At 56.3% G+C, this 19,566-nt stretch carries 22 protein-coding genes and 1 riboswitch; of the genes, 8 read left to right on the top strand and 14 right to left on the bottom strand.

Annotation, left to right across the window (positions count from 1 at the left end; translation table 11 throughout):
* Positions 1-32 precede the first annotated feature (32 nt).
* Positions 33-1,289, top strand: a complete 1,257-nt coding sequence (gene entS / locus F3J37_RS06870) for an enterobactin transporter EntS (protein ID WP_166932623.1) — start codon at positions 33-35, stop codon at positions 1,287-1,289.
* A gap of 43 nt (positions 1,290-1,332) precedes the next feature.
* On the opposite strand, the gene fepB is transcribed toward entS, so the two are convergent.
* The 8 genes from fepB to F3J37_RS06830 all read right to left on the bottom strand — a co-directional run bounded on the left by fepB (position 1,333) and on the right by F3J37_RS06830 (position 7,904).
* The gene (gene fepB / locus F3J37_RS06865; protein ID WP_240154075.1) at positions 1,333-2,292 is read right to left on the bottom strand and encodes a Fe2+-enterobactin ABC transporter substrate-binding protein; all 960 of its coding nucleotides are present in this window, start codon (positions 2,290-2,292) and stop codon (positions 1,333-1,335) included.
* 376 nt (positions 2,293-2,668) lie between these two features.
* Positions 2,669-3,604 carry an ABC transporter substrate-binding protein gene (locus F3J37_RS06860; RefSeq protein ID WP_166932619.1) on the bottom strand — a complete coding sequence of 312 codons (936 nt, stop codon included), beginning with the start codon at positions 3,602-3,604 and terminating at the stop codon, positions 2,669-2,671.
* 9 nt (positions 3,605-3,613) lie between these two features.
* Entirely contained in the window at positions 3,614-4,348 is a 735-nt protein-coding gene (locus tag F3J37_RS06855) for an ABC transporter permease (protein WP_166932617.1), read from the bottom strand.
* Positions 4,332-5,045: an ABC transporter ATP-binding protein gene (locus F3J37_RS06850; protein ID WP_166932615.1), complete on the bottom strand. Its 714-nt coding sequence runs from the start codon at positions 5,043-5,045 to the stop codon at positions 4,332-4,334. The genes F3J37_RS06855 and F3J37_RS06850 overlap by 17 nt, the downstream gene beginning before the upstream one ends.
* On the bottom strand, positions 5,042-6,007 hold the full coding sequence (locus F3J37_RS06845; RefSeq protein WP_166932613.1) for a HesA/MoeB/ThiF family protein: 966 nt from the start codon (positions 6,005-6,007) through the stop codon (positions 5,042-5,044). Before F3J37_RS06845 ends, F3J37_RS06850 begins: the two co-directional genes overlap by 4 nt.
* 9 nt (positions 6,008-6,016) lie before the next feature.
* Positions 6,017-6,775, bottom strand: a complete 759-nt coding sequence (locus F3J37_RS06840) for a thiazole synthase (protein ID WP_058960329.1) — start codon at positions 6,773-6,775, stop codon at positions 6,017-6,019.
* 3 nt (positions 6,776-6,778) lie between these two features.
* Positions 6,779-6,976: a sulfur carrier protein ThiS gene (gene thiS, locus F3J37_RS06835; RefSeq protein ID WP_166932611.1), complete on the bottom strand. Its 198-nt coding sequence runs from the start codon at positions 6,974-6,976 to the stop codon at positions 6,779-6,781.
* Positions 6,960-7,904: an FAD-dependent oxidoreductase gene (locus F3J37_RS06830; RefSeq protein ID WP_166932609.1), complete on the bottom strand. Its 945-nt coding sequence runs from the start codon at positions 7,902-7,904 to the stop codon at positions 6,960-6,962. Before F3J37_RS06830 ends, thiS begins: the two co-directional genes overlap by 17 nt.
* Positions 7,905-8,019: 115 nt before the next feature.
* Positions 8,020-8,139: riboswitch (TPP riboswitch) on the bottom strand.
* Between the two features lie 177 nt (positions 8,140-8,316).
* Between F3J37_RS06830 and F3J37_RS06825 the strand changes: the two genes are divergently transcribed.
* The 7 genes from F3J37_RS06825 (at position 8,317) to F3J37_RS06795 (ending at position 15,042) form a co-directional block, all read left to right on the top strand.
* Positions 8,317-8,754 carry a 6,7-dimethyl-8-ribityllumazine synthase gene (locus F3J37_RS06825; protein ID WP_034830445.1) on the top strand — a complete coding sequence of 146 codons (438 nt, stop codon included), beginning with the start codon at positions 8,317-8,319 and terminating at the stop codon, positions 8,752-8,754.
* Between the two features lie 276 nt (positions 8,755-9,030).
* Positions 9,031-9,900 (top strand): metal ABC transporter substrate-binding protein, encoded by an 870-nt coding sequence (locus F3J37_RS06820; RefSeq protein ID WP_370662125.1) that lies wholly within the window; start codon positions 9,031-9,033, stop codon positions 9,898-9,900.
* Positions 9,897-10,682 (top strand): manganese/iron ABC transporter ATP-binding protein, encoded by a 786-nt coding sequence (locus tag F3J37_RS06815; protein ID WP_166932605.1) that lies wholly within the window; start codon positions 9,897-9,899, stop codon positions 10,680-10,682. The genes F3J37_RS06820 and F3J37_RS06815 overlap by 4 nt, the downstream gene beginning before the upstream one ends.
* A complete protein-coding gene (sitC, locus tag F3J37_RS06810) occupies positions 10,666-11,529 on the top strand; it encodes an iron/manganese ABC transporter permease subunit SitC (RefSeq protein ID WP_034830381.1) in 864 nt (287 codons plus the stop codon). The genes F3J37_RS06815 and sitC overlap by 17 nt, the downstream gene beginning before the upstream one ends.
* Positions 11,522-12,367 (top strand): metal ABC transporter permease, encoded by an 846-nt coding sequence (locus F3J37_RS06805; protein ID WP_166932603.1) that lies wholly within the window; start codon positions 11,522-11,524, stop codon positions 12,365-12,367. The genes sitC and F3J37_RS06805 overlap by 8 nt, the downstream gene beginning before the upstream one ends.
* 256 nt (positions 12,368-12,623) lie before the next feature.
* A complete protein-coding gene (locus F3J37_RS06800) occupies positions 12,624-13,997 on the top strand; it encodes a Fic family protein (protein ID WP_205298886.1) in 1,374 nt (457 codons plus the stop codon).
* A 97-nt stretch (positions 13,998-14,094) separates the two neighbouring features.
* Positions 14,095-15,042: a LysR family transcriptional regulator gene (locus tag F3J37_RS06795; RefSeq protein ID WP_166932601.1), complete on the top strand. Its 948-nt coding sequence runs from the start codon at positions 14,095-14,097 to the stop codon at positions 15,040-15,042.
* On the opposite strand, the gene mdcH is transcribed toward F3J37_RS06795, so the two are convergent.
* The 6 genes from mdcH to mdcC all read right to left on the bottom strand — a co-directional run bounded on the left by mdcH (position 15,024) and on the right by mdcC (position 19,556).
* Positions 15,024-15,923, bottom strand: a complete 900-nt coding sequence (mdcH, locus tag F3J37_RS06790) for a malonate decarboxylase subunit epsilon (RefSeq protein WP_166932599.1) — start codon at positions 15,921-15,923, stop codon at positions 15,024-15,026. The two genes, F3J37_RS06795 and mdcH, sit on opposite strands and share 19 nt — an antisense overlap.
* Positions 15,920-16,528, bottom strand: a complete 609-nt coding sequence (locus F3J37_RS06785) for a malonate decarboxylase holo-ACP synthase (RefSeq protein ID WP_166932597.1) — start codon at positions 16,526-16,528, stop codon at positions 15,920-15,922. Before F3J37_RS06785 ends, mdcH begins: the two co-directional genes overlap by 4 nt.
* A gap of 2 nt (positions 16,529-16,530) precedes the next feature.
* Positions 16,531-17,490, bottom strand: a complete 960-nt coding sequence (locus F3J37_RS06780) for an AEC family transporter (RefSeq protein ID WP_166932595.1) — start codon at positions 17,488-17,490, stop codon at positions 16,531-16,533.
* 140 nt (positions 17,491-17,630) lie between these two features.
* Positions 17,631-18,431, bottom strand: a complete 801-nt coding sequence (mdcE, locus tag F3J37_RS06775; protein WP_166932593.1) for a biotin-independent malonate decarboxylase subunit gamma — start codon at positions 18,429-18,431, stop codon at positions 17,631-17,633.
* Positions 18,428-19,264, bottom strand: a complete 837-nt coding sequence (locus F3J37_RS06770; RefSeq protein WP_166932591.1) for a biotin-independent malonate decarboxylase subunit beta — start codon at positions 19,262-19,264, stop codon at positions 18,428-18,430. Before F3J37_RS06770 ends, mdcE begins: the two co-directional genes overlap by 4 nt.
* Positions 19,257-19,556 (bottom strand): malonate decarboxylase acyl carrier protein, encoded by a 300-nt coding sequence (gene mdcC / locus F3J37_RS06765; protein WP_034830400.1) that lies wholly within the window; start codon positions 19,554-19,556, stop codon positions 19,257-19,259. The genes F3J37_RS06770 and mdcC overlap by 8 nt, the downstream gene beginning before the upstream one ends.
* Between the last annotated feature and the right edge of the window lie 10 nt (positions 19,557-19,566).

Here is a 19,566-nt window from a genome sequence, read left to right as displayed (position 1 = left end):
GCGCCCCAGCTCATTTTTAACAATGGATATTTATGGCTAAGCCTTCAATTCTTCTAGATTTCAGCCTGTTGAAAAACAACGCCGCGTTTCGCGCTATCTTCTGCGCTCGCATGCTATCCGTGTTTGCGCTGGGCATGCTGGCAGTGGGCGTGCCGATCCAGATTCAGGCCATGACCGGCTCGACCTTGCAGGTCGGCGTCGCCGTGATGCTGGATGGTATCGGCATGTTTATTGGCCTGCTGCTCGGGGGCGTGCTGGCGGATCGTTATGATCGCCGCAAGCTGATCCTCTTTGCGCGTGGCACCTGTGGTATCGGTTTTGTGTTGCTGAGCCTGAACGCGTTTAGTCCTGTCCCTTCATTGTGGGCCCTCTATTTCCTCGCCTTCTGGGACGGATTTTTTGGTGCGCTGGGCATGACAGCGCTGATGGCGGTGATTCCGCTGATTGTAGGACGCGAGCATCTGGCGGAGGCCGGTGCGTTAAGCATGTTAACCGTGCGGCTGGGTGCGATCCTGTCTCCGGCGCTGGGTGGCATGATTATCGTGGCGGCAGGAGTCGGCTGGGCGTTTGCCGTGGCCGCCCTCGGCACGCTGGCGACGCTGATCCCGCTGGTACGGCTGCCCGTGATGAAACCTGAACAGCAAGAACCAGAACACCCTTTGCGCGCGCTCGCCAGTGGCATTCAGTTTGTCTGCCGGCATAATGTGGTGGGTGCGGCCGTACTGGTCGGCTTGCTGCTCAGTATGGTGGGCGCGGTACGCATCCTGTTCCCGGCACTGGCGCAAACGTGGCAGGTTGATGCTTCGGCGCTCGGGCTGATGTATTCCGCGGTGCCGCTGGGTGCGATGATCGGCGCATTCACCAGCGGCTGGGTGCGACAGTTGTCACGACCAGGCCTGGTGTTGCTGGTGAGTGCACTGGCTGCCTTCGGTTGCATCGCTTCTTTGGGGCTGTATAGCCAACTGATTCCGGCGTTGCTGGCATTGGTGGCTTATGGCTACAGCAATGCTATCGCTTCACTGCTGCAATTTATTTTGATTCAGCACCACACGCCAGATGCCCTGTTGGGTCGGGTCAACAGCCTGGGCACCGCGCAGGATGTGAGCGGGGATTCGTTGGGTGCTTTAGGACTCGGCGCATTGGCGCGTGCATTGAGCGCGCTCAACAGCGTGCTGTGGTTCGGCGGCGTGGCGGCGGGTTTACTGCTGCTGATCGCGCTGGCCGCACGCGGTTTGCGCTCGGCACAGCTACATCATGAACCACCGGCCACTGAGCAAGCCGCTGCTTAGTGCACAAACTGCCGTTTTAAACTGCTGAGTATATTGCTGCCGATTAGTGTACGAACTGCCGTTCAATGCTGCTGAGCATATTGCTGGCACTGTAGTAATCGAGGCGGAAAGTATCGTTACCCATGGCAAAAATGTCGTGATGCTGCACAGCGGGTAAATGCGCGAGGAACGGATTCTTCGCCACCTGCGGTATCGTTTTTTCATCGGCGGCGAACAGCAGCAGCGTATTGCCGGTGACGCCATCCGCCATCGTTTCGCCATTGAGTTGGATGATGTCGTTGCGTTTGCCCATGCTGGTACTGCCCTGCAAGTTGGCAGGCGGCATCGCCAGCGTGAAGCCCAGTGCCTTGAGTAATTCTCCCTGCGCCGAAGCCGGCGTCCACACATTCATGCCGCGCCCATCTTCGTAATAGACAATCGCCGAGGTGGGCTGTGGCGGCAGGGTAATTTTGCTGCGCAGTGTCTCGACGCGTTGGTCAAACTTAGCAATCACCTGTTTCGCCTCCGCTTCGTGACCGGTGATATTGCCAAGCTGCAACGCCAGCGCCTGCCAGCTCTTATCGCCGTAATCAACCACCAGCACGGGCGCGATGGTTTTCAGCTGATCGTAGAGTTTCAGCGCAGAGTCCCCACCGGTCGCCGCGATAACGATCAGGTCTGGTGCCTCCGCGGCTATCGCTTCCGCGTTGGGCTGGGAAACATAGAGCGGCTTGACGTGACGTGCTTTGGCGACCTCCCCCCACTGGGTAAAGAAGCCCTGGGCATCGGACACACTGCTGTTGCGGCTGGTGGCGCCAGACCCAATCAGCGGCGCGTTAATCGCCAGTAAGGTGCCGCTCAACGTCACGCTGGTGGAGACAATGCGCTGCGGTGGCTGCTGTAAGGTGAACGGGCCTTGCGGAGTGGGTATGGTGCGAGGCCAGCTGGCTGAATCTTCAGCGGCGGTAGCCTGGTTAAACACGGAAATGAGGCAGAAGAGTAAAGCCAGAACGGGCAGACGCATCAGGTTATCCATCACTTGATAATTGAGAATGGATATCATTATCAAAATAAGGATGGGGTGCAAGAGGATTTGGTGGCCAGGGCCGAGGAAGGTTGCCGAGGAGTGGTTGAGGGTTGGTGATTGGTGAAATTTGATGCTGGAGCGCGGATGAAGATTGAGTGGTCATGCCGAATGGGCTAGTGGTTGCGTTCTGCGTTCTGCGTTCTGCGTTCTGCGTTCTGCGTTCTGCGTTCTGCGTTCTGCGTTCTGCGTTCTGCGTTCTGCGTTCTGCGTTCTGCGTTCTGCGTTCTGCGTTCTGCGTTCTGCAGGTTAGAGCATAAAGGATGGAAGGTGAAAGTGTGTTGCGGGCCAGCGAATTAGCCAGCCCGCACACCGTTTACTGCTCCAAAGAATAACGTGTCATCGGTGCCACATCCTTGATCAGGCCGTTGGCTTTCATATATTCACCAAACGCCTGATACCGTGCTTTATCAAAGGTCGCGCTGTGCCCATCAAACAGCGGCAATGTCGCTTCCCATGCCTGATGATTGAGTTTGGTGTTCAGCTCAGGATACTGCTTAATAAACGCTTTCCAGGCTTCTTCCGGATGCGCACGCAGCCACACTACACCCGCATCCAGACCACGTAAAAATGCTGGAATACGCTTGTCCTGGGCGGCGCTCTTGTTGTTCGCCAGAATGATCAGCTCATCATAAGCGGGCACACCATAATCTTCGGGTTTAAACACCACCGGTTTCGCGCCCTTATCCTGCAAATCGATCAGCTCGTAATTGCGGAAAATGGTCATCGCGCCATCGATTTTGTGCGTCAGCAGCGCCGAAGTGGAATCCATATTCAGGCTGATTAATTTCACCGAATTGACATCCACTCCCTGCGATTTCAGCATATTGCGGATCGCCACATCTTCCGATCCTGGCACCGCGTAACCCAGCGTTTTACCCGCTAAATCTTTAAGTGAATGGATATCGCTGGACACGGTGGTCAGCGTATTTAGCGGTTGTCCAATCAGCGTACCCACGCGGATCACCGGAACATCCTTCTCTACCAGCGTGTAAAGCTGTGGCTGATAGCTGATCGCCAGATCGGCCTTGCCTGCCGCCAGCAGCAGCGGCACCGACGCCGAATCAGCCGGGGCGATCATCTCGACATCCAGCCCTTCCTTCTTGAAAGCGCCGCTGTACTGCGCGGCAAAAATGGCTGCATGGTTAGGGTTCACAAACCAGTCGAGCAGCAGGCGAACTTTTTGTTCAGCATGTGCGCTGGTGGTTGCCAGCAGCAGCAAAGCGGTAATCGCGGTACGTAGGGTGTTCAAGGGACGTCCTTATGTTGAGTGCCAGAGGAATTTTTTACGCAGCATCGCGACGCCGCCGGAGAGCAGCAGCGCCAGCATCAATAACAGCAACAAAGCAGCAAAGCTGGTGGCCGTTTCCAGCCGGGCGTTGGATTGCATCATCAGATAGCCCAGCCCTTCGCTGGCACCGACCCATTCGCCAATCACCACCCCAATCGGGGCCAGCACCACCGCCATCTGCAAACCGGAAAAGAACTGCGGGAGCGCTGCGGGCCAGCGCACGTGCCAGAAAATCCGCGCACGTGAAGGATTCAGCGTGCCCGCCAGTTCCAGCCAGCCGGAGGGCGTACGGCACAGGCCATCAAATAGCGACAGACACAGCGGGAAGAAAACGATTAACGCCGCGACTACCACCTTGGAGGCGATGCCAAATCCCAGCCACAACACCAGCAGTGGCGCCAGCGCAAACACCGGAATCGCCTGGCTGGCGGTCACGAGCGGAAACAGCACGCGACGCAGCGTTTGGCTGCCTGCCATCAGGACCGCCAGCGTCACGCCCGTCCCAACGCCCAGCAGCAACGCCAGCACAATCTCTGCCAGGGTAAACAACGCGTGATGCGCCAGCAGCTGGCGATGCAGCCATAATGCCTCCAACACCGCCAGTGGCGAAGGCAGCAAAAAGTCCGGCACGCCATGGTGCCGCGCCAGCAGCCAGCCACACAGCAGCACCGCGATCAGATAGATCGCGCTAAACAGTTTTTTCATCTTGATTCAGTCGGGAAAAGAGTTCGCCCTGCGCCTGTAGCAGGCGAGGATCATCAAGGGATCGGGGAGCATCACCCGCAGGCACCGGCCAGCTTTCAACCGCTAACGGCTGGCCATGCAACAGCACGATGTCATCGGCCATACGGCAGGCTTCGAGCGGATCGTGCGTAACCAGCAGCACCGTTTTGCCCTTGAGCAGCGTGGCAGTCAGGGTTTGCAGACTGAGTTTGGTCATCACATCCAGCGTGGCGAAGGGCTCGTCCATCAGCACCACTTCGCGTTGGGCATACAGTGTACGCGCCAGTGCGACACGCTGCCGCATCCCGCCTGAAAGCTTATCCGGTGAGGCTTGCGCCACTTCACTCAGCTTCACCTGCTCAAGCAGCGCCAACGCACGCACCCGGTCCGGTTTTTCACCGTTGAGCCGAGCGGAAAGCATCAAGTTTTCCAGCACCGTCAGCCAGGGATACAACAGATCCTGTTGCCCCATCCATGCCACTTTGCCCGGCAACCCGCTGATATCGCCCTGCTGCGGCTGCAGCAAACCCGCCACCAGCCGCAATAAGGTGCTTTTCCCAATGCCGCTTCGCCCTAATAGCACCGTGGTTTTACCGCCGCGCAGTTGCAGATTGAGTTGCTGGCACAGTACCTGTTCGCCCCAGCTAAAGGTGATGTCGTTAAAACAGATCGGATTCATGGTCGCTTTGCCGCCAACATTGCCAGACGGGTAAACCCTCGCGCTTCCAACACCGAGGCCGCCTGCGCCGCGCGAATGCCGCTGGCACACACCAGCACAATGCGCCGGTCCTGTGGCGGCTGCCAATCGGCTATCGCCTGCGGCAGAACGCGTTCGACGATGTTCGCTACGCTGACAGGCGCTTCTTCCACCGCGCGCAACTCGACAATGCAATCATCTTTCGTCAGCAGTTGCTCATCGATAAAGGGCACGCTGTTTTCTGGCTCTTCCGCGCCGTCAAAACGAAATGCGCGCATATGCCAGTTGATGAAGTCACAGTTGATCACACTGCCGAGGGGTGAAGGTTGCAGATCCAACAGCACGCTGAGTGCCATCTGAGCCTGCATTGCACCCAAAGTCGCCACTGCCGGTCCCATCACGCCTGCGGTGTTGCAGTTGGCTGCGGAGGCGGGTAAGCGTGGAAACAGTGCCCGATAGCTCGGCGCGCTGCCGCAAAAGCCGCCGACATAGCCCTGACGGCCTAATACTGATGCACTGATCAAAGGAATCTGCGTTGCCAGACAGGCGTCGGAGAGTTGATAGGTCACCGCGAAGTTATCAGCGGCATCAATCACCAGATCGATATCCGTGAGGAGGTGCGGCAGATCGCTGGCGCCGATAGCCCGTGGCACCACCTCTATCTGCACCTCGGGATTACGTTGCAACAGCGCCTGTTGCGCACGTGCTGCCTTGCTGTGACCGAGGTCCTGCATCGTAAACAGCGTCTGGCGATGAAGATTGTGTAAGGCCACTTCATCGTCGTCACACAGGCGGATAAAACCGACGCCTGCGCCAACCAGCTGCGGCAGTAATGTAGCGCCCAACCCGCCTGCCCCCACCACCAGGACGCGCGCATCCGCCAGCTTTTGCTGACCTTCGACACCGATTTCCGGCAGCATCATCTGCCGTTGATAGCGATCCATGGTGGCTCCTTAACTCAAACTCGCCAGACCGAAGATCGGTGTTGAAGCTGCCGCCATATCGCGCTTCTCCATCAAACCAGCACTGCGTGCGGCCTGTCCCGCTTCAATCGCCAGCCGGAAACCGTTCGCCATGCCAACCGGATCGCCGGCTTTCGCCACCGCGGTATTGAGCAGGATGCCATCGAAGCCCATCTCCATCGCCTGTGCGGCCTGTGATGGCGCACCGATGCCTGCATCAATTATCAACGGGATGTCGCTGAACCATGCCCGCATCGCGCGTAATCCTTCAATGTTGCGCAGGCCCTGCCCGGAACCGATCGGCGCGCCCCACGGCATCAGCAGTTCACAACCGGCTTCCAGCAGCTTCTCACCGACGATCAAATCTTCGGTGGTGTACGGGAAGACCTGAAAACCGTCCGCACACAGGATGCGTGCCGCTTCAACCAGCGCAAAAGGATCGGGTTGGAGCGTGTCGGCATGACCAATTACCTCCAGTTTGATCCACGAGGTATTAAACAGCTCGCGCGCCATCTGCGCGGTGGTCACCGCCTCTTTCACCGTGTGGCAGCCTGCGGTATTGGGCAGCACGCGAATGTCCAGCCCGGTTAGCAGCTCGCGAAAAGCCGCACCCGCCGCGCCTTCACGACGCAAACTCACGGTGATGATTTCCGTGCCGGAGGCGGCAATCGCCTGTTGCAGAATCGCCGGTGACGGATAGCCCGCGGTGCCAAGCAGAAAACGTGACTGGGGATCGAAATCGTAAAACATGTTTCAACCTCCCTGCATCGGCGATAAGACTTCCAACTGGCAGCCCTCTTCCAGCAGCTGGTTGCTGTACTGACTTTTAGGCACAAAGTTGCCGTTGAAAGCGCTGGCAACGCAGGCGGCATCAATTTGCTGCTCGATCAGCAATTCGCTGAGCGTGCTGGCCTCAGTGCGGATCGCCCGGCCGTTAAGCTGAATATTCATAGGATTGTTCCCCGAAAAGGCGCTGCATCAGCTGTTCTGCCATCATTGGCGCCAGCAGAAAACCGTGGCGATACATGCCGTTAAGATAAAAAGTGTCGTTTTGATAATGGATTTCTGGCAGATTGGCCGGATACGCTGGGCGTAGCCCGCTGCCGCTTTCCACCACGCGAGCTTCCGCCAGAGCAGGATGAATCGCGTAGGCCGCGCTGAGCAGTTCCATCATGGCGCGTGCGCTAATGGGGCTGGCATCGTCGCTTTCCACCATCGTGGCACCGAGCATGAAATGGCCGTTACGGCGCGGCACCAGATAGCACGGAAAGCGCGGATGCAACAGACGAATCGGACGCGAGAACTGCACCTCTTCGCTGTGCAGAATCACCATCTCGCCACGCACCGAACGCAGACGCGGAAGGTCGGATTTGGCATGCATGCCACGACAATCAATCACCCGACCCGAAGGGTGTTGTGCATCAAAACGCACGCCGCGCTGTAACAGCTTTTCGCGCATTTCGGTGAGAGCCAGACGCGGGTCGAGATGCGCCTCCTCGGCAAAAAACAGCCCGCGCGCAAAACGCCCGGCCAGCAGAGGTTCAAGCTCACCGGGATCGACCCATTGGTGCTGTTCGGTCATGCGTGCGAAGCGAGTCAGTTCCTGGCTATCGCGCGGTGGCGCCACCACCAGCGTTCCCTGATGTGCCACGCTGCTGACACGCTGTTGCCACCAGGCCGCAGCATGCTGCCCAAGAGAGATCACTTCCTGCGGTGCACTTTCGGATTCGCACCAGGGTGCAAGCATGCCGCCAGCAAACCACGACGCGGGCTGGCGGGAGTCGTCGCCAATGACGTCGACCTCTTCGCCGCATTCAGCCAGCAGCGTTGCCACGCACAGGCCTGCCACGCCGCAGCCTAAAACCGTCCAGCGGCTCACAGCAGGTTATCCGGGATATAAAGGGAATTCACATCGGCCTCTCAGTGTTGACTGAGACCCGCAGATACAGGAGGAGGGAAAGGGCGCGAGCGATCCTCTGCGCCAGACAACACCGGAGCGGTGCTGTCAGTCTTCCTACGCCAGTATCAACTGGGTCAGGTTCAAAGGGTCGCTAAGCCGCGCATTGCGCTTTTAGCCTCTCAGTCTCTTTGGCGAGACTCCCCCGACGCGTCTATTTGTATTGCAGGCGCAGGTCGCCGTCAAGCACGGATTGCCGCAGATAGCCATCACGTCATCGCATGGCATTTATCGCTACCTGCACGTTCTGGATCGAAAACGTAACATATGGTATACAAAGGCATTATTGCTACTTTTCAAGCGCAAAGAAATTACAGGTGATGTTGGACTCATTATGAAAAATATTAGAATTGCCTTTATTAAAGCCGGTTGGCACAAAGAGATTGTGCACAATGCTTTGGTGGGTTTTGAGCAAGAATTAAAAGCACAGAACGTTGAAGCGGAATTAAAAGTGCTGGAAGTGCCGGGCGCATTTGAAATGCCGCTGCTGGCAAAACGCTTAGCGGAAACCGGCAAATACGACGCGATCGTAGCGGCTGCGCTGGTGGTGGATGGCGGTATCTATCGTCACGATTTCGTTGCTGCAGCCGTGGTTGATGGCCTGATGAACGTTCAGCTGACCACCAATGTGCCAGTGTTCTCTGTCTCACTGACGCCGCACAATTTCCAGCCGGTCGATGTGCTGGAAAACTTCTATACCGAACACTTTATTAAGAAAGGCAAAGAGGCCGCGCGTGCTGCGCTGGCGATTCATAATTTGTCGATCGATTAATTCCCTCTCAGGAACACTTCATTATTCGCGGTGAAGTGTTCTTGCTCTCAATAATACCTCCCTGCCCTTAAGAACAATATGTTCTACGTTATTTCGAAAATCGCATAAGCCACTTTCATTACTCTCCTCTGCTACTTCAACTTACGTAAATTTTTGTCGTAAACAGCAAAAGGTGTACAAAAACACTTCACATTCATAGCATTCACTATAATGTATAGCACAGGCTATACTTCTCAGAGGATGACTATGTTGATCAGGCACGTTGTATCGGTTGTGATGCTTACGCTCGCGATGAGCACTTCGGCGTTTGCTGCCGACAAACTCAAAGTGGTCACTACTTTCACGGTGATCGCAGACATGGCAAAGAACGTCGCAGGTGATGCCGCCGAAGTGACATCCATCACCAAGCCCGGTGCGGAGATCCATGAATACCAACCAACCCCCGGCGATATTCGTCGCGCGCAGGGTGCCGATTTAATCCTGGTAAACGGTTTTAATCTGGAACTGTGGTTTAGCCGCTTCTATCAGCGCCTGAAAGGCGTGCCGCAAGTCACAGTGACCGAGGGCATTGAACCCTTAGGTATCACCGAGGGACCCTACAACGGCAAACCCAACCCACATGCCTGGATGTCACCAGACAATGTGCTGATTTACGTCGATAACATCCGTAAAGCACTGCAAAAATACGATCCTGCCAATGCCGCCGTTTATCAGGCCAATGCGGATCGCTATAAAACGCAAATCCAGCAAACCCTGGCGCCGATGCGCGCGGAGATTGAAAAACTGCCGGAAAACCAGCGCTGGCTGGTGACCAGTGAGGGCGCTTTTTCCTATCTGGCACGTGATTTGGGTCTGAAAGAACGTTATCTCTGGCCGATCAATGCCGATCAGCAAGGCACACCGCAACAGGTGCGCAAAGTGATTGATGCGGTGAGAGCCAACCACATCCCGACTATCTTCAGCGAAAGCACCATCTCCGCCAAACCGGCCCAACAGGTCGCGCGTGAAGCGGGTATTCACTACGGCGGCGTGCTCTATGTTGACTCTCTCAGCAACAGTGACGGGCCGGTTCCGACCTACCTTGATCTGCTGCGCGTGACCACCGATACCGTAGCCAAAGGCATCACCGCCGGGAGCCAAAAATGACCCTAAACGTGCAGGATGTTAGCGTCACCTACCGCAACGGTCACACTGCGCTGCGTCAGGCATCTTTCTCCGTGCCAGCGGGCAGCATCGCCGCGCTGGTGGGCGTCAACGGCTCCGGGAAATCCACACTGTTTAAGGCCATTATGGGCTTCGTGCCGCTTTCGACGGGTCAGGTCACGCTGGCAGAGATGCCCGCGAAGCGTGCGCTAAAACACAATATCGTCTCCTATGTGCCGCAATCCGAAGAGGTGGACTGGAGCTTCCCGGTGCTGGTGGAAGATGTGGTGATGATGGGCCGTTACGGCTATATGAACATGCTGCGTATCCCGCGTGCGGAGGACAAACGCAGCGTGGATGAGGCGCTAGCACGCGTCGGGATGAGTGATTACCGCCATCGTCAGATTGGTGAACTCTCCGGCGGGCAGAAAAAACGCGTCTTCCTCGCACGTGCGCTGGCTCAGAGTGGTCAAATTATCCTGCTGGATGAGCCCTTCACCGGCGTCGATGTCAAAACCGAGGCGGCGATCATCACCCTGTTGCAGGAGCTGCGCGATGAAGGCCGCACTATGCTGGTCTCCACGCACGATCTCAACACCATCCCCGATTACTGCGACCGCTGTGTGCTGGTCAAAAACACCGTGCTGGCTAGCGGCTTATTGCATGACACTTTCACCGCTGCCAACCTGGCGCGCACCTTTGATGGTGAGGTGCAGCAGCGTAATGCCGCACTGTTGCAGAAGATAGCCGCACGACCGGGGGCGGATCATGTCGTGGATTATTGAACCCTTCGGCTATCAATACATGCTGAATGCGATGTGGATCGCCGCGCTGGTCGGGGCGATTTGCGCGTTTCTCTCCTGCTTTCTGATGCTGAAAGGCTGGTCGCTGATTGGTGATGCGCTATCCCATTCGATAGTGCCGGGTGTGGCTGGCGCGTACATGCTGGGGTTGCCCTTCTCACTCGGTGCCTTTCTCTCCGGCGGACTGGCGGCGGGCAGCATGCTATTCCTTAACCAGCGCACGCGCCTGAAAGAGGATGCGATCATCGGACTGATCTTCTCCTCCTTCTTCGGCATCGGGCTCTTTCTGGTGTCACTCAATCCGACATCGGTCAATATTCAAACCATTGTGCTGGGCAACATTCTCGCGGTGGCGCCCGCCGATATCTGGCAGCTCGGCACCATCGGCGTGGTGACACTGACGTTGTTGCTGCTGAAGTGGAAAGATTTGATGGTGACGTTCTTTGATGAAAGCCACGCGCGCTCGCTTGGACTGAATACCACCGGCTTAAAGATTCTGTTCTTTACCCTGCTCGCGGCCTCCACCGTCGCCGCATTACAAACCGTTGGCGCTTTTATGGTGATTTGTCTGGTGGTGACACCGGGTGCCACTGCTTATCTGCTCACCGACCGCTTCCCGCGTTTGTTGATGATTGCCGTGGCTATCGGCAGCATCACTAGCTTCCTTGGCGCGTGGAGCAGCTATTTCCTTGATGGTGCCACTGGCGGCGTGATCGTGGTGGCACAGACTCTGGTGTTCCTGCTGGCGTTCGTCTTTGCGCCTAAACACGGCGTGCTGGCCGCACGGCGACGCGCTCGTCTGGCGCAGGAGGTCAACCTCAATGATTGAAATACTGCTGAGTCCTTTCGAATTCGAATTTATGAATATGGCGCTGATCATCACGCTGATTTTGTCGCTGCCGTGCGCCATGCTGTCCGCATTTTTAGTGTTAAAAGGCTGGTCACTGCTCGGCGATGCCATGAGTCACGCGGTATTTCCCGGCGTGGTGCTGGCGTGGTGGATCGGCTTTCCTTTTGCGATTGGCGCTTTTATCGCGGGCATGCTTTGCGCACTCGCCACAGGATTTATCAGCCAAAACAGCCGCATCAAACCTGACACGGTAATGGGTATTGTGTTCTCCGGCATGTTCGGCGCCGGACTGGTGTTGTATCTCAAGCTCAAACCTGAAGTCCATCTCGACCACATTCTGTTCGGCGATATGCTGGGTATTGGCTGGGCGGATATCGCACAAACCGCCGCCATTGCGCTGCTGGTCGTTCTGGTGCTGAGTGTGAAATGGCGCGATCTGTTGCTTCATGCCTTTGACCCACAACAGGCGCGCGCCTGTGGCATCAACGCTAATGTGATGCATTATGGGCTGCTGTGTTTAATTGCGCTGACCATCGTTGCCGCGCTGAAATCGGTGGGCGTGATTTTGTCGATCGCCATGCTGATTGCGCCAGGAGCGATATCACTGCTACTGGCGCGGCGGTTCTTACAGGTCATGCTGCTGGCGGCGCTAATTGCCATCCTGACAGGATTTTGTGGGGTATACGCGTCCTTCTTCCTCGATAGCGCGCCGGGACCGACCATTGTAGTGCTGTATAGCCTGTTATTTGTGGTGACGTTTGTGAGTGTGAGTTGGCGCGAGAGAGCGAATGGTCGCGGCTTAGCGGCTATCAAATAAAGTGATTCCGGGCCGCAAATTTCAAGATTGGGCCATAAATTTAATTTATTGGGCCGATAATGAGTGAAATGGGCTGTAAAATATTTATAATGGGCCGTAGATGTTCGGGATGGGCCATAAATTATGATGTCGTGGGCCATAAACGTTCAATATGGGCCACAAATCTACCTGGTCTCAAGCCTTCAGCGAGTGCAAAGCACGGGCCAGGTAGGTTTCTGATTTATGGATTTCGAGCTAATCCCAGAGGCATACGATTTTGATCCAGCCAATCTCCCCAGATGATCTTTCAGACCTACAACACCGAATTCTCTCAACTATCGCATGTGCCGAGTCTTCGCTCAGTTCCGGTGATCTCGCGAGTCGGCTTGGTGTGGGTCGTTCAACGATCAAACGGCATATCGAGGTTTTGCTTGGTCAAAGTAAAATTACCCGGCACGGCGTAGGACGAGGGACTCGGTATACCGCGCAGGCGCCCATTAACAAGCTGCCCCAATCCGGTTCATCGGTGACAGAGAAGACCCCTGAATATCATTCTTCTTCCCTCACTACAGCTCAATCATTGCATCAATATCTAAATTTACCTCTGTCAGTCAGGGATATTTCCGGGTATGACCGAAGCTTCGTGGACAATTATATTCCAAACGAAACGTTCCTACTGCCTCAGACGCTAGCCCTGGCCTTAATGAATGAAGGCAAAATGGCAGGGCAACAGCCCGCTGGTACCTACGCGCGAAAAGTTCTGGAGCAATTGCTCATTGATTTGTCCTGGTCATCCTCTCAACTTGAAGGAAACCGATATTCATTGCTGGCCACCGAAGAACTGTTCAAAAGTGGCGCGGCTTCGAATGATTTGGATGCCGTCATGCTGCTTAACCATAAACAGGCCATTGAGTTTTTGGTCGATGCAGTCCCTGAATCTGGATTAACTGGGCCGGTAATCAGTAACCTGCATGCCTTATTGATGCATGATTTACTGTCAAATCCAGACGAGTTGGGAGCGATCAGACGCAAAATCGTGAATATTTCGGGAACCACCTACACTCCACTACAGGCACCGTTCCTGTTACAAGAAATGTTCGACATTATTATCAAAAAAGCACGGCTGATTAATAATCCTGTGGAGTCAGCCTTTTTCCTGTGGGTCAATATCGCTTATCTGCAACCCTTTGAAGACGGAAACAAAAGAACCAGCAGGCTGGCCGCGAATATTCCGCTTATGATTTACAACAGTGCTCCACTCTCCTTTCTTGATGCTGATGTCACAAGCTATGCCTACGCGATGATGGGGATTTATGAAAAACGTGACGTGACTTTAGCCATTGAGTTGTTCGAACATTTATATCGTCGCTCAATCAAACGCTATGCCGTCACACTGGAAGCTATGGGCGTTCCGGATCCGTTTAGACTTCGTCACCGGGAAGATTTAAACACCACTATTCGCTTAATCGTTGCAGAGAGTCAGAATATTAAGTCTGCGATGCAGGTGATTGATCTTTTTCCTGAAGACAGAACGCGATTCATGCAGCTTTTACAGAACGAGCTACGCATATTGAGTACGTTAAATTGTGCCCGGTATCGTCTATCAATATCGCTAACGGAGCAGTGGATCCGTCAGGGGCGGCCATGTTAGTAGTGAGGCCGACATACATCTTACATACCCGTTTTTGGCTAACCCGCATCGCGGCTTAACGTTATAGTGCCCTCACTGATGACGATATGAAACCGGCATGAAACTTACCCTCGACAATGATCTCACCATTCGCAAGCTGCTGATTTTCAGCTGCTACATGGAAACGGAAAACCTCGCCAGAGCGGCAGAAACGCTGGGGATCAGCACCGTGAGCGTGCATCGTGCGCTGCACACGCTGGAAGAGAGTTTGCGTTGTCCGCTGTTTGAACATAAAGGCCGCAACCTGGTGGCACTGCCCGCCGCTACGACGCTGCTGGAATACAGCCGGGAAGCGCTGGCCACGCTGAGTCAGGGCATTGATGAAACACGACGCACTGCAGGTATCGGTCTGGGGCATCTGCGTGTGGGCACCTTATATTCTCTGTCGCTGGAAACCGTGCCGCGTCTGATCATGAAAATGAAACTGCGCCGCCCCGAGTTAGAACTCAACCTCACCATGGGCTCCAATGATTTGCTGCTGCGCGCGCTGAAAGATAATCAGTTGGATGCGATTATCATTTCTGTCAGCGAAGCCGAGATCGATGAAAAGATTTTTGAGCAGGTGGCGCTGTTTCAGGATGACATCTTCCTCGCCGTACCAGCGGGCCACGGCGATAAAAGCGAGGAAGATATCGACCTGCGTCGCTACAGCGATAAACCCTTTGTCTCGCTGGCAGAAGGCTTTGCTACCTTTGCCGGATTTCAGGAAGCCTGCCACGTAGCCGGTTTTGAACCCAACATCGTCACCCGCGTGAATGACATCTTCTCGATGCTCAGTCTGGTGCAGGCCGGCATGGGCTATTCGCTGGTGCCGGGCAGGATGCGTAAGCAGTATGAAAACGATCTGCGTTTTCTACGCTTAGCCGAGCCGTATCAAATGCGACAGCAGATCGCTATCGTGTTTCCGCGCAACCGCGAACATGATCCAAATCTGCTGGCACTGGTGGCTGAAGGGCGTATGTTCGCCCTGAGTTTGCAGGAAAAAGTTCAGCGCGCCAGCCGCTGAAACAGACGCAGCGCCACTTCAGCACCGCTGCGCTCAAGGGCGATACACTCGCCCTGGCACTGCACGCTGCGCGTTAAGCCCGTCAGCACTTCACCGGGTGGCATCTCAATCACCAGACGCACTTCGCGTTCTTTTGCCGCCACCATCGCTTCATGCCAGCGCACGCTGCGCGCCATGTTCATCGCCAGATCGTCAGCAATACGCTCCGGCTGCCAGAGAACGCGAGCGCTGCTGCCGCTTAAATACGCTAATGGCGGACGTTGTAACCTGACCTTGTCCAGAGCGGCTTTGAGCTGCTGCGCGGGGCTATCCAATAGCGCGCAATGTGAAGGCACGCTGATCGCCAGCCGCTGCGCTCGTTGTGCCCCTTGCGCCAGCGCCCGCTGCGCCACTGCGGCCATGGCACTATCGCTTCCCGCAATCACAATCTGTGTTTCGGCATTAATGTTGGCAATGAAACTGTTTTGTCCATCTACCAGCGCTTCAACTTGCGCCAGCGTCATCCCACTGATAGCCGTCAAACCATAGCCCTGCGGATACGCCTGCTCCATGAGTTCACCGCGCAGCGCCACAAGGTGCAGAGCATCGGCAAAATCTATAACCCCTGCGATCACCGCCGCAGGATACGCACCAATCGACAGGCCACACACCATATCGGGCCGTAATCCGCGGGATATCAGCTGGCGTGCCGCCGACACGCCCGCAATCAGCAGCGCCAGTTGTACTGCGCGCGTATGTTGCAGTGCGACGGGGGAATCGAGTTGCATCAACTCCTCCCCCAGCACCTCATGCGCCACTTGCCAGGTCTCATCGCGCGCCAGCGACTGCAGCATGCCAGGCCGTTGCGTGCCCTGCCCCGGAAAAGTGAACAGCGTTTTCATTTTATGTCCTCCGTCCAGGGAAGCGTTGTCAGGCGTGGACCGCGTGCGGTTTTCAGCAATACGCGCCCCTCGCGCAGCCACTCATTAAGCGCGAAGGCACCCACCGGCGTTTCCACCTGGGTATCAGCCCGACAGGGCAAACGTGACACTTGTTGCTGCCAGGCCGTCACCTCCTCCGCCTGCAACGGCTGCGGTGCGCGAATTAACAGGTCGAGATCGCTCGAGGCATGCAGCACCGGCAATCCGGTCGCTAAGGCAAATCCCGTGCTGCCGGTCACGCCCCACGACCATGACCAGCGCTGCTGATGAAGTTGCATCACTGCCTCAACCGTGGGTAATGCGCGAAACACAGAATCGCTTGCATGCGCCAGTAGCCCCTCCGGTGTATCAATCCGCAGCACATCCTGCTCCCGCACCCATCCCGCCGCCCGTTGATGGCGTGCACTGCCACGCACGCCAATCGGAATGCGATCCTGCCGCATCACATCACGCCGCACCACGACCGGCTGCTGAGCGTTCCACTGTTGCGCCACCCAGCTTTCCTTAATGTGGAGCAGCGTGGTATCAGCGTGCAGCCAGAGCAGATCGTGTGGGCGGATATTCATGATTACATTCCTGAAGTTAGGCTAATAAACAGCGGCAGTGACACAATCGACAGCAGCGAACTCAGCAACAGTACCGCTTCGGCATCCGGTGACTGCACACCAAAGCGATTACCAAATACCACACCAAAGAAACCGGCTGACAGCGCAATCATCAGAATCGCGGTGATCGCGACGGTGCCGTGCAAACCAAACAACATCACAATGCCCCACGCCAGTAACGGTTGGATCAGCAGTTTGGTCACTGTCGAGCTGATCACCATGCTGTTGATTTTCAGCTGACGTGCCGAGAGGATCACCCCGGTCAGGAACAGTGCGGCGGCGGTGGCAGCCAGACCGAGCGGTTTGATCGCGGCCAGCACCAAATCCGGCATTTTGATGCCAATGGCTGACAGCACCACGCCCAATAGCGGTCCCAGTACAATCGGTTTTTTCACCGAACGCCACATCAACACCGGCAGCATCGCCAGCGTTGAACGCTGTGTTTCCCCGGCGGTGCGCGCTTTTTCACGCTCCAGAATCAGCAGGCAGAACGGTGTCATCAGTACCGACCCGCAGGCAATAGAAACCGCAACGGACAGTGAGGTTGCTGAGCCCTCGCCCACTACGCTGCCGAGAATCGGTAAACCCAGCGCCGCATAGTTAGGCAGCGCCACGGTCAGCGTCAGCACCGCCGCATCCTGTGGCGATTTCTTGAAAATCTTCGTGGCAACAAAATAGAGCACCGCATAGGCGATCCACATCGCTAACGTCAGCACCACAATCAGCGGCATCTGCGCTACAATCCCGCTCCACGGCGTTTGTACCGTGGCGCTAAACAACGCGGCGGGCAGCGCAAAATCCATCACAAAAATATTGAGCAAAGAGACGTTCTTGTTATCAACCATTTTGGCTTTGCCGGCCCAGAATCCGAGCAACATGATAATGAAGATCGGAGCCAGAGCATGCAGAATCACGTAAGTCATAAATCACCTGTTTGTTATTAAAAGAGTGAGTACTGACGCGATGGTGTTGAATTTATCAGTTGCCGCAGAGGCCGGACGCCGCGTGCGTCCGGCATACTGACAGCCGGCAGGTTGATTTAATGCTTTTTATTATTAGGGTATTACCAACTGGCGCGCAGACGTTCGCGCACCAGCGCCGAGCTTTGACGATTCGGTGCCGCCAGGCGCGAACCTCGACCCGGCACACGGCGCGTATCGTCAATCGCTTCCGCCAGCGTGGCTTTAACACGCGTGACCTCTTCGGCCGTCGGCGCATCCGGATGGGTGATGTCCAGCAGAGATGACAACAGGCCGAGCGTGGCGTAATTACCGATGTCATAGGCCATCGGCGGTACGCTGGCAGTAAGTTTCTCCAGCGCTTCCACGGTGCGCAGGGTGATACGCGCCGCCGAGGCTTTACCCATGGCGTGCACCTGCACGGCCGGGTCGTTAAACGCGATCAATCGATTGGCCTGATAACCGTGCGCCAGAAACGCGCCGGACATTGCCTTACCCACGATCAGCCCAATCACCGGATGCCCGGCCAGACGCGCTTGTGCATAAGCACCCGCAGCGCCCGCCAGGGCCTGATGAATACCAAAGCCCTCTTCACGGCGGCCATAAGCCTGACTTGGCACATCAATCACCGCAATGATGGGTCGCTTCACTGCGTTTGCGGCGTCTTCCGCAATGGTCTCTTGCACCACTTTTGCCAGCGTCCAGCCTTCCAGCAAACCGACTTCGCCTTGCGCAGCGCGTGGATAGCGATTGTGCGCATCCGGAACGACAGCAATGAAACGAGCGGTTTCGCCATTAAGTTCGGCATCCGCGACCTGCACGGACGGGCAAAGCCCAGTGTGGCGGGCAGCTCCGCCGGTTAACTGGCTGAGCCACAGCTCACCCCGACTGTTGTATGCGCTCATGATTTCACCTCCGGATGGAAGACCTGATGAATGGTGGCTGTGCTGGCCTGTTGAGCGGTATCGAAATGGCTTAAACGCTCAAGATAAAATGCATAGTTTTCGCTGCGATGCTGTGCCGGAACCCCTTGCGCCAACGCTGCATCCACTGCCGTTTTCACCGCCTGGACACCGTCTGACACCAGCGCATCGACCAGCCCGCTTTGATAGCGAATCTCGCCGCCGGTCATGCTCCAGATAAATGGGCGGTCACGCGAGTCATACTCATCAATGCCCGCTTCCTGCTCAATCACCTGCGGGCCATTGAGTCCCAGACGTGCCTCACGCGTCACAATCAAGTGACTGCACAGCGCAGCGGCAATCGACATCCCGCCAAAGCAGCCAACGGTTCCGGCAACAATGCCGATCACAGGGGTGTACTGACGCAGATCGACAATCGCGGCGTGGATATCGGCAATCGCCGCCAGCCCCAAATTGGCTTCCTGCAAGCGCACGCCGCCGGTTTCCAGACACAGAATGGCCTGGGTTGGAATGCCGTTGCGATTGTCTTCAGCCGCCAGCTCCAGCGCACCGGCCATTTTTGCGCCGGAGACTTCCCCCATGCTGCCGCCCTGGAAGGTGCCTTCAATGGCAATTACCACGGTGGGATTGCCGTTAAGCGTGCCTTTCATCACCACCATGCCGTCATCGGCCTGCGGCACAATGCCCTGTTTCTCCAACCAGGGAGACATCACACCTTCGAACGGATCGAGCAGTTCGCGCGCACTGCCGCTGTCCAGCAATGCCAGCGCACGCTGACGGGCGCGTAATTCGATAAAGCTGCTGCCATCACGCATGGTTTACCTCCTCAAACACCTGTTCGATACGGATACGCGCGACACCCGGCGTAGCACCGAAATCGTGGATCACCAGTTGGCCCGCTGGTAGCTCGGTCAGTTCCGCCAGGCGGCTAAACAGTGCATCCCATCGCGCTTTGCTGTTATCCACCGAGGTGGTGATCGCCACGCTGAGCACGGCACTGTTATCCGCGCGGTACAGCACTTCCATATCACCCGATCCCACTACGCCCGCCAGCGCATTTCCGCTAAGCGTGCGACGTGCCGGGTAAGACAACGTTATCTTTTCCATAGCAACCTCT

Source organism: Candidatus Pantoea communis, from assembly GCF_011752685.1.
Classification (GTDB): Bacteria; Pseudomonadota; Gammaproteobacteria; order Enterobacterales; family Enterobacteriaceae; genus Pantoea; species Pantoea communis.
Note: the sequence above shows the minus strand (reverse complement) of the source record. Positions and strands in the feature narration are given on the sequence as shown.

Excerpts from the sequence above, each read along its gene's own strand:
- entS (WP_166932623.1), top strand. The coding sequence starts at position 33 with ATGGCTAAGCCTTCAATTCTTCTAGATTTCAGCCTGTTGAAAAACAAC.
- fepB (WP_240154075.1), bottom strand. The coding sequence starts at position 2,292 with ATGCGTCTGCCCGTTCTGGCTTTACTCTTCTGCCTCATTTCCGTGTTT.
- F3J37_RS06855 (WP_166932617.1), bottom strand. The coding sequence starts at position 4,348 with ATGAAAAAACTGTTTAGCGCGATCTATCTGATCGCGGTGCTGCTGTGT.
- F3J37_RS06850 (WP_166932615.1), bottom strand. The coding sequence starts at position 5,045 with ATGAATCCGATCTGTTTTAACGACATCACCTTTAGCTGGGGCGAACAG.
- F3J37_RS06845 (WP_166932613.1), bottom strand. The coding sequence starts at position 6,007 with ATGGATCGCTATCAACGGCAGATGATGCTGCCGGAAATCGGTGTCGAA.
- F3J37_RS06840 (WP_058960329.1), bottom strand. The coding sequence starts at position 6,775 with ATGTTTTACGATTTCGATCCCCAGTCACGTTTTCTGCTTGGCACCGCG.
- thiS (WP_166932611.1), bottom strand. The coding sequence starts at position 6,976 with ATGAATATTCAGCTTAACGGCCGGGCGATCCGCACTGAGGCCAGCACG.
- F3J37_RS06825 (WP_034830445.1), top strand. The coding sequence starts at position 8,317 with ATGAAAAATATTAGAATTGCCTTTATTAAAGCCGGTTGGCACAAAGAG.
- F3J37_RS06820 (WP_370662125.1), top strand. The coding sequence starts at position 9,031 with ATGCTTACGCTCGCGATGAGCACTTCGGCGTTTGCTGCCGACAAACTC.
- F3J37_RS06815 (WP_166932605.1), top strand. The coding sequence starts at position 9,897 with ATGACCCTAAACGTGCAGGATGTTAGCGTCACCTACCGCAACGGTCAC.
- sitC (WP_034830381.1), top strand. The coding sequence starts at position 10,666 with ATGTCGTGGATTATTGAACCCTTCGGCTATCAATACATGCTGAATGCG.
- F3J37_RS06805 (WP_166932603.1), top strand. The coding sequence starts at position 11,522 with ATGATTGAAATACTGCTGAGTCCTTTCGAATTCGAATTTATGAATATG.
- F3J37_RS06795 (WP_166932601.1), top strand. The coding sequence starts at position 14,095 with ATGAAACTTACCCTCGACAATGATCTCACCATTCGCAAGCTGCTGATT.
- mdcH (WP_166932599.1), bottom strand. The coding sequence starts at position 15,923 with ATGAAAACGCTGTTCACTTTTCCGGGGCAGGGCACGCAACGGCCTGGC.
- F3J37_RS06785 (WP_166932597.1), bottom strand. The coding sequence starts at position 16,528 with ATGAATATCCGCCCACACGATCTGCTCTGGCTGCACGCTGATACCACG.
- F3J37_RS06780 (WP_166932595.1), bottom strand. The coding sequence starts at position 17,490 with ATGACTTACGTGATTCTGCATGCTCTGGCTCCGATCTTCATTATCATG.
- mdcE (WP_166932593.1), bottom strand. The coding sequence starts at position 18,431 with ATGAGCGCATACAACAGTCGGGGTGAGCTGTGGCTCAGCCAGTTAACC.
- F3J37_RS06770 (WP_166932591.1), bottom strand. The coding sequence starts at position 19,264 with ATGCGTGATGGCAGCAGCTTTATCGAATTACGCGCCCGTCAGCGTGCG.
- mdcC (WP_034830400.1), bottom strand. The coding sequence starts at position 19,556 with ATGGAAAAGATAACGTTGTCTTACCCGGCACGTCGCACGCTTAGCGGA.